11 protein-coding genes are annotated in these 12,551 nt (G+C 70.9%); 5 read left to right on the top strand and 6 right to left on the bottom strand.

The window, feature by feature from the left end; translation table 11 throughout:
- Window positions 1-306, bottom strand: a 306-nt coding sequence (locus DMB66_RS64940) for a hypothetical protein (RefSeq protein ID WP_233625514.1), incomplete at its 3' end; no start/stop codon positions are given.
- A gap of 823 nt (window positions 307-1,129) precedes the next feature.
- Entirely contained in the window at window positions 1,130-1,657 is a 528-nt protein-coding gene (locus DMB66_RS54425; RefSeq protein ID WP_125811898.1) for a hypothetical protein, read from the bottom strand.
- Window positions 1,658-1,788: 131 nt separating this feature from the next.
- On the opposite strand from DMB66_RS54425, the gene DMB66_RS54420 reads away from it, so the two are divergent.
- The 3 genes from DMB66_RS54420 to DMB66_RS54410 are packed head-to-tail and all read left to right on the top strand — an operon-like array spanning window position 1,789 to window position 4,218.
- Entirely contained in the window at window positions 1,789-2,124 is a 336-nt protein-coding gene (locus tag DMB66_RS54420; protein WP_125811897.1) for a PadR family transcriptional regulator, read from the top strand.
- The gene (locus DMB66_RS54415; RefSeq protein WP_125811896.1) at window positions 2,121-3,062 is read left to right on the top strand and encodes a permease prefix domain 1-containing protein; all 942 of its coding nucleotides are present in this window, start codon (window positions 2,121-2,123) and stop codon (window positions 3,060-3,062) included. Before DMB66_RS54420 ends, DMB66_RS54415 begins: the two co-directional genes overlap by 4 nt.
- Window positions 3,063-3,072: 10 nt before the next feature.
- Window positions 3,073-4,218 (top strand): NAD(P)-dependent alcohol dehydrogenase, encoded by a 1,146-nt coding sequence (locus DMB66_RS54410; RefSeq protein ID WP_125811895.1) that lies wholly within the window; start codon window positions 3,073-3,075, stop codon window positions 4,216-4,218.
- Window positions 4,219-4,366: 148 nt separating this feature from the next.
- On the opposite strand, the gene DMB66_RS54405 is transcribed toward DMB66_RS54410, so the two are convergent.
- The 3 genes from DMB66_RS54405 to DMB66_RS54395 are packed head-to-tail and all read right to left on the bottom strand — an operon-like array spanning window position 4,367 to window position 8,107.
- Entirely contained in the window at window positions 4,367-5,212 is an 846-nt protein-coding gene (locus tag DMB66_RS54405) for a sugar ABC transporter permease (RefSeq protein ID WP_125811894.1), read from the bottom strand.
- Complete coding sequence (locus tag DMB66_RS54400) at window positions 5,209-6,801, bottom strand: ABC transporter permease subunit (RefSeq protein WP_125811893.1); 1,593 nt, start codon at window positions 6,799-6,801, stop codon at window positions 5,209-5,211. Before DMB66_RS54400 ends, DMB66_RS54405 begins: the two co-directional genes overlap by 4 nt.
- A 55-nt stretch (window positions 6,802-6,856) precedes the next feature.
- On the bottom strand, window positions 6,857-8,107 hold the full coding sequence (locus DMB66_RS54395; protein WP_125811892.1) for a maltose ABC transporter substrate-binding protein: 1,251 nt from the start codon (window positions 8,105-8,107) through the stop codon (window positions 6,857-6,859).
- A gap of 215 nt (window positions 8,108-8,322) precedes the next feature.
- Here DMB66_RS54395 and DMB66_RS54390 point away from each other — a divergent pair, with 215 nt between their 5' ends.
- Window positions 8,323-9,375 (top strand): LacI family DNA-binding transcriptional regulator, encoded by a 1,053-nt coding sequence (locus DMB66_RS54390; protein WP_125811891.1) that lies wholly within the window; start codon window positions 8,323-8,325, stop codon window positions 9,373-9,375.
- A 260-nt stretch (window positions 9,376-9,635) separates the two neighbouring features.
- Window positions 9,636-11,423 (top strand): carbohydrate-binding module family 20 domain-containing protein, encoded by a 1,788-nt coding sequence (locus tag DMB66_RS54385; RefSeq protein WP_125811890.1) that lies wholly within the window; start codon window positions 9,636-9,638, stop codon window positions 11,421-11,423.
- A 179-nt stretch (window positions 11,424-11,602) separates the two neighbouring features.
- Here DMB66_RS54385 and DMB66_RS54380 read toward each other — a convergent pair whose 3' ends face one another.
- The gene (locus DMB66_RS54380; RefSeq protein WP_233625513.1) at window positions 11,603-12,529 is read right to left on the bottom strand and encodes a 2-hydroxyacid dehydrogenase; all 927 of its coding nucleotides are present in this window, start codon (window positions 12,527-12,529) and stop codon (window positions 11,603-11,605) included.
- Window positions 12,530-12,551: the final 22 nt, after the last annotated feature.

Here is a 12,551-nt window from a genome sequence, read left to right as displayed (position 1 = left end):
GCCGCGCAGGCCAAGCCGGTCAAACAGGCCGGGCCAGCTGAGCAAGCCGCGCAGCCCGGGCCGGTCGAGCACGCCGAACGGGCCGGGCCAGCTGAGCAAGCCACGCGGCCCGGGCCGGTCGAGCAGGCCAAGCGGGCCGAACAGGCCAAGCCAGCCGCGCAGGCCGAGCCGGTCGAGCAGGCCGAGCCGGTCGAGCAGGCCGAGCCGGTCGAGCAGGCCGAGCCGGTCGAGCAGGCCGAGCCGGTCGAGCAGGTCGAACCGGCCGGGCTGGTAGTGGGTCCCGCTGCGGATCGGACAGCTCACCATCGTCCGAGCCGTGCCCGCCACGATCGAGACACGGGTTGCCGCCCAGCACCCACCCCCGTCCTTCCTGGGAGCAGGTATCCCGCAGCGCCTACGCGTCGGCCGCGGAACGGGCCGGCGTCACCAACCCCGCGCCCCGCTCGCCAGGCCACCCTGCCGGGGAACGGGCGGGCGAACACCAGACCAGGCCAGGCCCGACCCTCAACGACCCGATACGCAGCAAATCCCCGCCACCAAACATCCAACGACCAGAACACCACACGGAAAGGCGATCCCGGCGTTTCCCACGAACATATCGAATCCTCGCCGAAACCCCCGACGATATTGTCGGCAGATCCCGCCCTGAATCGTTGTCGCCCTGCCGCCGGCCCTCGGGTACGGGAGCATTCTCATCGGCATGAGTGCGCACTTCCCGGCCTTGGGCCCTGTCACTGACCGTGGTCCTGGGGTCGAACGCCGGCCAGCCGGCCGCGCTCCCGTGCCCATCCTCCCGTGCCCATCGTCGGCTTCGGGTTGGCCGCCGTTGGCTGGCGGGCTTGTCAGTGGAGGGCTCCGTCACCCTTCACGATGAGGGAGGCGCCGAGCTCGCGGCCCGTTTCGCCGAGCGGTACTACGACACGAACACGCCGAACCGTCAGAAATTGGTCGATGCGTGGCGTGCATCTTCGTGCGTCCCGATGTGGTGAGCCGCTACTCCGTTGAGACTGTCCGGCGGTTCAGGCGCAGTGAGGTCGGGCGTCGATTTCTCAGGTCGGGCGGTGCGGGTGTCGCGAGTTGGGCGGTTCCGGACGTCCGGCTGCTGAGCTCGGGTTCCTGCCACCCATTCTTAACGGAGGAGGTCGAGGGCCCACAGCACCCCGAAACCGATCCCGGCGAGGGTGCCGGCCACGAGGACCAGGGCGAACGGGCCGACTATGTCGCGGATCAGTTTGCCCGTCGGGCGTGGCGTCGGCCGTAGCTCGGCTCGGCCGCTTGGGATGTGCCGGCGGACGAGGACTTGTTCGCCCACTTGGCCCGGGTCCCAGGTCCCGTTGTCGATTGTGCACGTGAAGCCCGGGCCTTCCACCCGTGCCGTCCAGAAAGTGTTGGAATCGGCGTCGTCGCGGCCGTCCTTTTCGGTCAGCACTGCCCATGTGTCCTGCCCGAACAGCCTGAGCTGCCACGACCGCCAGATCATGAGCACGGCCTGTGCGGTCTGCCATCCGCCGATGAGGAGAAAGAGGCTGCCGCCGACACCGATCAGCCACTGGTCGGCGTCGCTGTCACGCGTGGCCAGGCGAGTCGCGACGCCGGCGGCCACGGCCGTGGCCAGTGCGTAGCCGATCGTCCGGGGCCGGCTTCGGCGCCTTTCCATGCTCCCAGCCTCCCCGACGGCGTCAATCCGGGTGCCGCCGGATCGGGGCCGCGTGTGCAGCGCGGTACCTCGAAGAGGAGTGTCGGCCACACGTCACCCAATAGTGTGTGGCACACGCTATAGTGTGAGTCATGGCCGATGATGAGCTACTGGCGACCCACCTGCAGGAGTTGCGGCGGGGCACCGTCGTGCTGGCCTGCCTGCTCGTCCTGACCGAGCCCAACTACGGCTACGCACTGCTGGATCTGCTCGGTGCGCGCGGTTTCGCCGTCGACGCCAACACCCTCTATCCGCTGCTGCGCCGGCTCGAGAAGCAGGGCCTGCTCACCAGCGACTGGAACACCGACGAGGCCCGGCCGCGCAAGTTCTACCGGACCAGCGACGCCGGCGTCGCACTCGCCGGCATCCTCAGCCACGACTGGGATCAGCTCGACACCGCACTACGCATTCTGAAGGGCGCGTCATGAGCAACCTCACCGATCGCTACGTCCAGGCCACCCTGCGCCGCCTGCCCGCCCGGCAGCGCACCGACATCGAGCGGGAGCTGCGTGCCTCGATCGCCGACGCCGTCGACGACCGGGTCGAGGACGGCGGCGACGCGGCCGCCGCCGAGGTGGCCGCGCTGACCCACCTCGGCGACCCCGCCCGGCTCGCCGCCGGCTATGCCGACCGTCCACTGCAGCTCATCGGCCCCGCCGTGTTCCTCGACTACACCCGGATGCTGGCCACGCTGCTCGTCTCCGTCGTGCCCGTCGTCGCCGCCGTCGTCGCGTTCCTGCGAGCGGTGGACGAGGCGCCCTGGCTCACGGTGGTCGGGGACAGCCTGGGTGCCGCGGTCACGACCGCGGTGCACATCGCGGTCTGGACCACCGTGCTCTACGCGATCATCGAGCGCACCCCGGCTTTGCGGCTCACCCCGGACCGGCCGTGGACCCCGGCCGCCCTGCCGGAGCCGCCCAGCCGCCGCGCCCGCTGGGGTGAGCTGGTCGCCGAGACCCTGATTCTGGTGCTCGTCACCGCGTTCGTCCTGCTCTCCCCCGTGGTCAGCACCGAGCACGACGCGAACGGCGACCCGATCGGCGTGCTCTCCCCCTGGCTGTTCGACACCGGCTTCGTGTGGGTCTTCATCGCCGTCGGCGTCGCGTCCCTCGGCGCCTCGTTCTCCCGCTACTACCTGAGCTGGAGCCTGCCCGTCGCGATCGCCGGTTCGGTCGTCTCGGTCACCGGCGCGGCGGTGCTGGGCTGGGCCGCCGCCACCGATCACCTGCTCAATCCGGCGTTCGTCACGGCCGCCGGCTGGCCGGCCGGCACCGGCACCTGGCTCACGGCCGGACTGATCGCCCTGGCCGGCTGGACCCTGCTGCAGACGATCATCGACACCTTCGCCCACGCCCGCCGGTCCTGAGGAGCACGCTGTGAAAGCCCTGACCTACCACCGGTACGGCACCCCGGACGTGCTGTCCTGGGCCGACGTGGAGCAACCCGTCCCCGGCCCGCACGACGTCCTGCTCCGCGTGCGCGCCGCCTCCCTCAACCAAGCCGATCTGTTCATGCTGCACGGCTCCCCGCGGATCGCCCGCCTGGCGTTCGGGGTGGGCCGGCCGAAGGCGACGATCCTCGGCCGCGACGTCGCGGGCGTGGTCGAGGCCATCGGCTCGCACGTCACCCGATTCCGGCCCGGCGACGAGGTGTTCGGCGAGGTGGAGCAGCGGGGCTTCGCCGAATACGTGACAGCCCCGGCGGCCAACCTGGCCCCGAAACCGGCCGGGCTGTCCTTCGCCGACGCCGCGACGCTGCCGGTGGCGGCGACGACCGCGCTGCAGGCGTTACGCCTCGCCGGCATCGAAGCCAAGGCCGAACCCAGAGCGGAAGCCGAACCCAGAGCGGAAGCAGGAACCGGACCAAGAGCCGAAGCCGGAACCAAAGGCGAAACCGGAACGGAAGCCGGAACGGGAACGGAAGCCGGAACGGGAACGGGAACCGGAACGAGTGCCGGAACCGGAACGGGAACGGGAACGGGAACGGGAACGGGAACGGGAACGGGAAGGACGGTCCTGATCAACGGCGCCTCGGGCGGGGTCGGCACGTTCGCCGTCCAGATCGCTCGCGCGCTCGGCGCCACCGTGACCGGCGTCTGCCGCACCCGCAACGTCGACCTGGTTCGCGAGCTGGGAGCGGAACGCGTCATCGACTACACCCGCGAGGATCTCGCCGCCACCACCGGGCGCTTCGACGCGATCATCGACCTGGCCGGCAGCCATAGCCTCGCCGCGATGCGCCGGTTGCTCACCCCGCGCGGCGTCTACATAGCGGCGACCGGCAACGGCGGGCCGCTCCTCGGTCCGGTGCCCCGCTTGCTCGGCGTCTTTCTGGGCGGCCCGCGCCTGCGGGTGCTCGCCGCCAAGCGTGACGTCGGCGACCTCGCCCTGCTCGCCGGGATGGTCGAGCGGGGCGAGGTCTCGCCGGCCATCGAGCGCACCTATCCGCTGTCCGAGGCCAGGGCCGCGCTGTGGCACCTCGAACGCGAGCACGCCCGAGGCAAGATCGCGCTCAGCCTCTGACCACCCCAGCCGCCAGGCCCCCGACAACACAACCCCGAACGCGAGCACACCCAAGGACAACACCACACTCAGCCCCTGACCACCCCAACCACCAACCCCCCAACAAACACAACCCCGAACGCGAGCACACCCAAGGGCAACACCGCGTTCAGCCCTTGACCGCCCCGGCCGTCAGGCCGTCGACGATGTAGCGCTGCAGGAACTGGAAGACCAGCACCGTCGGGACCGCCGTGAGCAGGGTGCCCGCGCAGAACATCCCGAAGTTGTTGTCGCGCTCGCCCGCCACCAGGCCGTACATGCCCACCGACAGGGTCTTCGCGCCGGTGTCGGTCAGGAAGACGTTGGCGATCAGGAACTCGTTGATCGTGCCGATGAAGGCCAGCAGCCCGGTCACCGCCAGGATCGGCGCGACCAGCGGCAGCAGGATCCGGAAGAACGTCTGGGCGTGCGACGCGCCGTCCATGGTGGCCGACTCGTCCAGTTCCCGGGGGACCGTGTCGAAGAAGCCCTTCATCAGCCAGGTGTTCACGCCCAGCGCGCCGCCCAGGTACAGCAGGATCAGGCCGCCGGCCTGGTTGAAGCCGATCGCCGGCCACAGGTCGGTGATGGTGGCGAACATTCCGAAGATCGCCACGATCGCCAGGAACTGCGGGAACATCTGGATCAGCAGCAGGGCCAGCAGGCCCACCCGGCGGCCGCGGAAACGCATCCGGCTGAAGGCGTACGCGGCCAGCGCCGACAGGAACACCGACGCCACCGCCGACACGCCCGCGATCAGCACCGAGTTGCCGAACCAGCGGGCGAAGTCCGTGCCGGACAGCAGGTTGGCGAAGTTGCCGAGCGACGCCCCGGTCGGCACGGCCGCGGTCGACGACAGCGTGCCCAGCGGGTTCAGCGCCGCCGACACCACGAACACGATCGGGAACAGCGAGAAGACCAGGGCCAGCAGCGCGACCCCGTGCCGCCATCCGACGCGGGACAACCACTTCGTCACGAGTAGACCTCTTCCTGGCGGCGGGTGCGGCGGAAGCTGACCGTCGAGATCACCGCGACGATGACGAAGATGAAGATGGACACCGCCGCGGCGAAGCCGTACTGCGCGCCGGAGCCGCCGAACGCCAGCCGGTAGGTGTAGGTGATCAGCAGGTCGGTGGCGCCGTTCGCCGGGTTGTCGGCCGGGAACGGCGCGCCGTCGGTGGTCAGGTAGATCGCGTTGAAGTTGTTGAAGTTGAACGCGAACGACGAGATCAGCAGCGGCGTCAGCGCCACCAGCAGCAGCGGCAGGGTGACCCGCTTGAGCGACTGCCACGGCGAGGCCCCGTCGATCCTCGAAGCCTCGGACAGCTCGGGCGGGATCGCCTGCAGCGCGCCGGTCGCGACCAGGAACATGTACGGATACCCGAGCCACAACTGCACCAGGATCACCGCGGTCCGCGCGGACGCGGCGCCGCCGAACCAGTCCACGTCCAGCCCGAACAGGTTGTTGATCAGCCCGAAGTCGGTGTTGAACATGTCCCGCCAGACCAGCAGCATCGCGAACGACGGCATCGCGTACGGCAGCACCAGCAGCGTGCGGTAGAGCGTGCGGCCGCGCAGCCGCGGCGAGTGCAGGGCCAGCGCACAGCCCAGGCCGAGCACGAAGGTCCCGCCGGTGGAGGCGAGGGCGAAGAACAAGTTCCAGATCAGGGTACGGGCGAACGGCCCGGAGATCGCCGAGTCGGTGACGAGCCGGGTGAAGTTGCTCAGCCCGACGCCGACCCGCCAGCCCTGCGCCAGTCGTTCCCCGTCGGCGGCCACGAAGGCGCCAGCCTCCTCGTCGGCCGTCCAGGTCTTGCCCGAGGTCGTGTCCCGGACGCAGTCGCACGCCCCGTCGTACGCCCGCCCGGCCCTACCCTCGTAGGCGCGCGACAGCCCCTGCGAGCGGATCGCCCCGACCGGGGTGGGCACCGCCAGGTCGGTGATCTCCTTGCTGCGGGCGCTGGCCTGGCCGCCGTTGAGCAGCGTGTAGCCGGCGGCGGCGGTGACCCGGCCGGCGGCGTTCACCGTGACGTCGCCGGCCGGCAGCGCCGTCAGCCCGGCCGGGGTGCCCGCCGAGACCACCTTGGAGGGCGGGTCGGTGACCAGGAAGGTCAGTGCCCCGGTCGCCGGATCGCCGGTGGTGGCGACCGTCAGCGCGTACTCGGTGGAGCCCGGCACCCGGGTGACCGACGCGGTCTGGATGGCCACGACGGCCTCCTGTTTGTCGCCGCGGTGCCCGTCGCCGAAGTTGGTGAAGGCGGTCGCCGCCGTGTACGCCACCGGGAACAGCTGGAAGACGATCAGGAACAGGGTGCCGGGGATCAGGTACTTGGCGGGAATGTGCCGCGGGCCGGCGTACAGGTAGAAGAGCCCGGCGGTGGCGACCAGCAGGACCGCCAGTCCGGGCCAGGCCCGCTCGGCGATCAGCGGGAAAGCCGCCCAGACGGCGAGCCCGGCGACCAGCCCGAGCAGGGCGATCTTGAGAAGCGGGCCGGCGAGGCCGCCCCGGCCGGAGGGCCCGGGAGCCTCGGCCGGGACGGTCTCCCGCTCAAGAAGAGCAGTCATGCTGTGCCATGCCCTTCTGACTCCGCACCGGCACGGCGAGGCTCGGTGCAGTCGGTCACGGCTTGATCTGGCCGGAGATGGTCTTGGCCGCCGCGGTCAACGCGGTCTTCGGGTCGGCGCCGGCGATGACGGCGGACTCGGCCTTGCCGAACGGGTCCCAGACCGTCGCCATCTCCGGGATCGCGGGCAGCGGCACGGCGTTCTTGCTGGCGTCGACGAACTTCGCCAGGTCCGGGTCGGTACCCTTGACCTGGTCGTACGCGGCGGTCAGCACCGGCGGGCGGGGCTCGGCCTGATACAGCGCGACGGCCAGTTCGGGGGTGGTCACGTAGTTGGTGACGAACTCCTGGGCCAGGGCTTTGTTCTTGCCCTTGGCCGCGACGTAGAACGACTGCACGCCGAGGAAGGGCCGGGCGGGCTTGCCGCCGGCGAAACCGGGCACCGGCGAGATGTCGTACGCGATCTTGGCCTTCTTCGCGTCGGTGATCGCCCACGGCCCGGAGACCAGGTAGGCGCACTTGCCCGCGGTGAAGGTCGCGATCGAGTTCTCCACGGTGATCGAGCGCTTGAGGGCACCGGCGCCCTTCTCGCCGAGCGCCTGGATCTTCTTGAAGGCGGCGATCGACTCGGGCTTGGCGATGCCCAGGTCGTTCTTGTCGTAGTCGCCGCCGGCCGTGGTGCCGAACAGGTAGCCGCCGGCCGAGCTGAACAGCGGGTACGCGTGGTAGGCGTCGCCGTTCTGGCCGACCTGCAGGCAGAGGAGCTCGCTCGCCTTCTTGTCCGCCTTGAGCTTCTTGGCCTGCGCCACGAGGTCCTCGATGGTGGCCGGGGCCGCGGGGGCGAGCTTGGTGTTGCGGATCAGGGCCAGGTTCTCGGTCGCGTACGGCACGCCGTAGACCTGGCCGTTGAAGGTGACCGCCTTGACCGCGTTCGGTGCCAGGCTCTGCTGCTGCTCGGCGGTCAGTGGCACCGGGTCGATCGCGCCGTTCCGCACGAGGTTGCCGATCCAGTCGTGCGCGCCGACCATCACGTCCGGGCCGCTGCCCTGCTGCGACGCGGTGACGAAGGTGGTCTGCTGGTCCTTGGAGATGGCCTGGACCTCGACGGTCACGCCGTTCTCCTGGCCGAACCTCTCGGCGAACGGCTTGAGGGCCGCCGCGCGCTTGTCGTCGCCCCAGATGACCAGTTTGCCGCCGGCGGGAGCGGCGGAGGCCTGGGTCTCGGGGTCGTCTCCGCCGCCGCTGCAGCCCGAGGCGGCGAGCGCCAGGGCGAGGACGGCGACGACACCCGTGGTACGGATGCTCATAATCTTCTCCAATCGGGCACACGGCGGCGCCCGAAGAACGTGCGAGGACAGAAAGGGGGGAACCGGGTGCAAGGCCCCCATAGGCCCGGCCCGGCTGTTGCGGGGACGCTAGCAAGGGATTTCCGATAATGGAAGACCTTGCAGTTCTTCCGCAAGAAGTTCCAGTGGCAGTTCGCCTGCGAGCCCGGGCGGAGGACGGTTCTATAGTGGCGCCCATGCGCGCACGACTGTCCGACATCGCGCGCCAGGCCGAGGTCAGTGAGGCGACGGTGTCGCGGGTCCTCAACGACCGGCCCGGCGTCTCCACCGAAACCCGCCAGGCGGTGCTGACCGCCCTCGACGTCCTCGGCTACGAGCGGCCCGAGCGGCTGCGCAAGCGCAGCGCCGGACTGGTCGGCCTGATCGTCCCGGAGCTGGAGAACCCGATCTTCCCGGCCTTCGCCCAGACGATCGAGTCGGCGCTGTCGCAGAGCGGCTTCACCCCGGTGCTGTGCACCCAGACCCCGGGCGGCGTGACCGAGGACGAGTACGTGGAGATGCTGCTCGACCGGCAGGTGTCCGGCATCGTCTTCGTCTCCGGCCTGCACGCCGACACCACCGCCGACCACGAGCGCTACCGCCGCCTGGTGCAGCGGCCGCTGCCGATCGTGCTGATCAACGGGTACGCCGAGGGCCTGGACGCCCCGTTCATCTCCTGCGACGACCGGCTGGCCGCCGAGCTGGCGGTCTCCCATCTGGTCGCGCTCGGGCACCGCCGGATCGGCTTCGTCTCCGGCCCGGACCGCTTCCTGAACGTGCAGCGCAAGCTCGCGGGCTACCGCGCGGCCATGCGCCGGGAGCTGGGCGTACGCGACGGCGAGCTGGACGAGTTGGTCGCGCTGACCCTGTTCGGCGTGGAGGGCGGCGAGGTGGCGGCCGGTCAGCTGCTCGGCCGCGGCGCCACCGCCATGGTGTGCGGTTCGGACCTGATGGCGCTGGGCGCGATCCGGGCCGCGCGCCGGCGGGGCCTGAGCGTGCCGCGGGACGTCTCGGTCGTCGGCTTCGACGACTCGCCGCTGATCGCCTTCACCGACCCGCCGCTGACCACGCTGCGGCAGCCGGTGGCGGCGATGGGCAACGCGGCGATCCGCCAGCTGGTCGACGAGATCAACGGCCACGGCGCGCCCCGTTCGGAGTACGTCTTCTCCCCCGAGCTCGTGGTGCGCGGCTCCACCGCGATCAACCAGGCCGGCCGGAGCGCCGAGACCGTCGATATTACGGCCGCCTGAAATATTTGATCTTTGAAAGTTCTTGCGTGGGCCCTGAGCTGCGAGAACGCGCTTCACCTGCCCTTTTTCGGCGACACGCCCAGCAGCGATGCCACTTTCCTGCAAGCTGAATGGGACTCGGCAGGACAAGCCGGGCGCATGAATAGAGAGCGGTCTCTTTACCGGCGGGAAACACCCTGATAACTTCCCGGCACTTGCGCAAGAAGTTTCACCCGGTGCCGTTCCCACCGTACCGCTCCTGAAGTTCCCGGAGGTCCTCCATGCGTATCCGTCAGGTCGTCGCCGCCGCGACGACCGCCGTCCTCGCCACGGCCCTGCTGGCCGTCGGCGTCGTCCGCAACGCCGAGAGTGCCGAGGCCTCCACCGCCTCCCCCGGCGCCAAGGACGTCATCGTCCACCTCTTCGAATGGCCGTGGGCCTCGATCGCGAGCGAGTGCACGACCACGCTGGGGCCCAAGGGCTTCGGCGGCGTGCAGGTCTCGCCGCCGCAGGAGCACGTGGTGCTGCCGGGCCGCAACTATCCCTGGTGGCAGGACTATCAGCCGGTCAGCTATCAGCTCACCACCCGCCGCGGTGACCGCGCCGCGTTCGCGAGCATGGTGCAGACCTGCCACACCGCGGGCGTGAAGATCTACGTCGACGCCGTCGTCAACCACATGGCCGGCGGCGCGTCCACCGGCACCGGCAGCGGCGGCACCGGCTACAGCCACTACGCCTACCCGGCCGTGCCGTACGGCACCGACGACTTCCACCACTGCGGGCGCAACGGCAACGACGACATCGCCAACTACGGCGACCGGTGGGAGGTGCAGAACTGCGAACTGGTCGACCTCTCCGACCTCAAGACCGAGTCCTCGTACGTGCGCGGCAAGCTCACCGCGTACCTCGACGACCTGGTGTCGCTGGGCGTCGACGGCTTCCGGGTGGACGCGGCCAAGCACATGCCGGCCGGCGACATGGCGGCGTTCATCGCGCCGGTCAGCGGCGACCCGTACGTCTTCTCCGAGGTCATCGAGGGCGGCTCGGGTGAGCCCACCCCGGAGGAGTACGCCGGCTTCGGCGACGTCACCGAGTTCCGCTACGGCGACGTGGTCGGCAACGCCTTCTCCGGCGGCGGCCTGTCCAACCTGAACAACCTGGCCGGCTCGATGCGGCTCGGCTCCGGCGACGCGGTGGCCTTCGTGGACAACCACGACACCCAGCGCAACGGCCGGGCCAAGCTGACCTACAAGAACGGCTCCTCGTACGCGCTCGCCGAGGCCTTCATGATCGCCTGGCCGTACGGTGTCCCGCAGGTCATGTCGAGCTTCACCTTCACCGACGCCGACGCCGGCCCGCCCACCGCGAGCAACGGCACCACCAGCCAGGTGAGCTGCGGCAGCGGCTGGGAGTGCGAGCACCGCTGGCGCAGCACCGCGAACATGGTCGCGCTGCGCAACGCGGCCGCCGGCGCCGCCGTCACCAACTGGTGGAGCAACGGCTCGGACCAGATCGCGTTCGGCCGCGGCAGCGCCGGCTATGTGGCGTTCAACCGCTCCGGCTCGGCGCTGACCCGCACGTTCCAGACGTCGCTGCCGGCCGGCACCTACTGCGACGTGATGACCGGCGACCTCTCCGGCGGCGCGTGCACCGGGGCCGCGTACCAGGTCGACGGCAGCGGCCAGGTGACCGCGACCGTGGCCGCCAACTCCGCGCTGGCCCTGCACATCAACGCCCGCGGCACCGGCTCGACCACGCCGCCGACGGGCTGCACCACCGCGGCGACGACCTTCGCGGCGACCGCGACCACCACCTGGGGCCAGAACATCTTCGTCACCGGCAACACGGCGGCGCTGGGCAACTGGAACCCGGCGAACGCGGTGGCGCTGTCCTCGGCGACGTACCCGGTCTGGCAGGCGACGGTGTCGCTGCCGGGCAACACCGCGGTGCAGTACAAGTACATCAAGAAGGAGGGGTCGACGGTGATCTGGGAGAGCGACCCCAACCGCACCCGGACCACGGCGTCCACGTCACCGTGCACGGCGACCTGGACCGACACCTGGCGGTAACGGCCCCGGCCGCCGCTTCCCTCCTGGGTGGCGGCGGCCGGCCCGGCCCGGGTCCATCCGGGTGCCGCGGCCGGCCCGACCCGAGTCCATCCGGGTGCCGCAGCCAGCCCGACCCGAATCCATCCGGATGCCGCAGCCGGCCCGGCGCCACGCGGGTGGTGGCGCTGGTCCTCGGCTCGTCAGGAACGCAGCACCACGTTGACCGGCTCCCCACCGGTCAGCAGCAGGTCGATCTGCCGGCGGACCAGCCGCGCGACCCGGGGCAGCATCGCGGTCGACATGCCACCGGCGTGCGGGCTGATCAGCACGTTCGGCAGCCGGAACAGCTCATGCCCGGCCGGCAGCGGCTCGGGGTCGGTCACGTCGAGCGCGAAGCGCAGCCGCCCGCCCCGGGCCTCGGCCAGGATCGCGGCGGTGTCAGCCACCCGGCCCCGGGCCACGTTCACGACGATCGCGCCGTCGGGCAGCGCGGCCAGGAACTCCGCGTCGACCAGGTGCACGGTGTCGTCGGTGAGCGGGACGCCGACGATGACCACCTCGCAGGTGGGCAGCAGCCGGGGCAGCTCCACGATGCCGTGCACACCCTCGCGGGCGGTCCGCGCGACCCGCACCAGGTCGACCTCGAACGGCGCCAGCCGCGCCTCGATCGCCCGGCCCACCCCGCCCTGGCCGAGCACCAGCACCCGCCGGTCCGCCAGGCTCGGATACCAGGACGGCTCGATCGGCCCGGCGGCCCGGACGAAGTCGGCGATGCCCCGCTGCCCGGCCAGCAGCAGCGCGAGGGCTATCTCCGCGGTGGACGTCTCGTGCACGCCGCGGGCGTTGGCGTAGACGTGTCCCGGCGGCAGCGCCTCGGCCACGCCGTCATAGCCGAGATACTGCGCCTGGACGAGCCGGGTCCGTACCCCCGCCAGCCAGCGCAGGTGCGCACTGCCCGGCACGTAGGGCACGACCGCGAGGTCGATGTCGGCCCGTGGGGCCGGGCCGGTCATGTCCCAGCGCAGCAGCTCGACCCCGGGCGCGACGTCGCCCAGCGCCTCAGCGAGCTGCGCGTCGGGCACGCTCACCCGAAGCCGGGCGGACCCGGTCTGTGCTGGCGGATGCACCTGTCGCCACCTCGTCGTCTCG

It is taken from the genome of Actinoplanes sp. ATCC 53533 (assembly GCF_003947245.1).
Note: the sequence above shows the minus strand (reverse complement) of the source record. Positions and strands in the feature narration are given on the sequence as shown.

What these genes read in the sequence shown, in the direction of transcription:
- DMB66_RS54400 (WP_125811893.1), bottom strand. Translation starts at nt 6,801, where the DNA reads ATGACTGCTCTTCTTGAGCGGGAGACCGTCCCGGCCGAGGCTCCCGGG.
- DMB66_RS54415 (WP_125811896.1), top strand. Translation starts at nt 2,121, where the DNA reads ATGAGCAACCTCACCGATCGCTACGTCCAGGCCACCCTGCGCCGCCTG.
- DMB66_RS54420 (WP_125811897.1), top strand. Translation starts at nt 1,789, where the DNA reads ATGGCCGATGATGAGCTACTGGCGACCCACCTGCAGGAGTTGCGGCGG.
- DMB66_RS54395 (WP_125811892.1), bottom strand. Translation starts at nt 8,107, where the DNA reads ATGAGCATCCGTACCACGGGTGTCGTCGCCGTCCTCGCCCTGGCGCTC.
- DMB66_RS54425 (WP_125811898.1), bottom strand. Translation starts at nt 1,657, where the DNA reads ATGGAAAGGCGCCGAAGCCGGCCCCGGACGATCGGCTACGCACTGGCC.
- DMB66_RS54390 (WP_125811891.1), top strand. Translation starts at nt 8,323, where the DNA reads ATGCGCGCACGACTGTCCGACATCGCGCGCCAGGCCGAGGTCAGTGAG.
- DMB66_RS54385 (WP_125811890.1), top strand. Translation starts at nt 9,636, where the DNA reads ATGCGTATCCGTCAGGTCGTCGCCGCCGCGACGACCGCCGTCCTCGCC.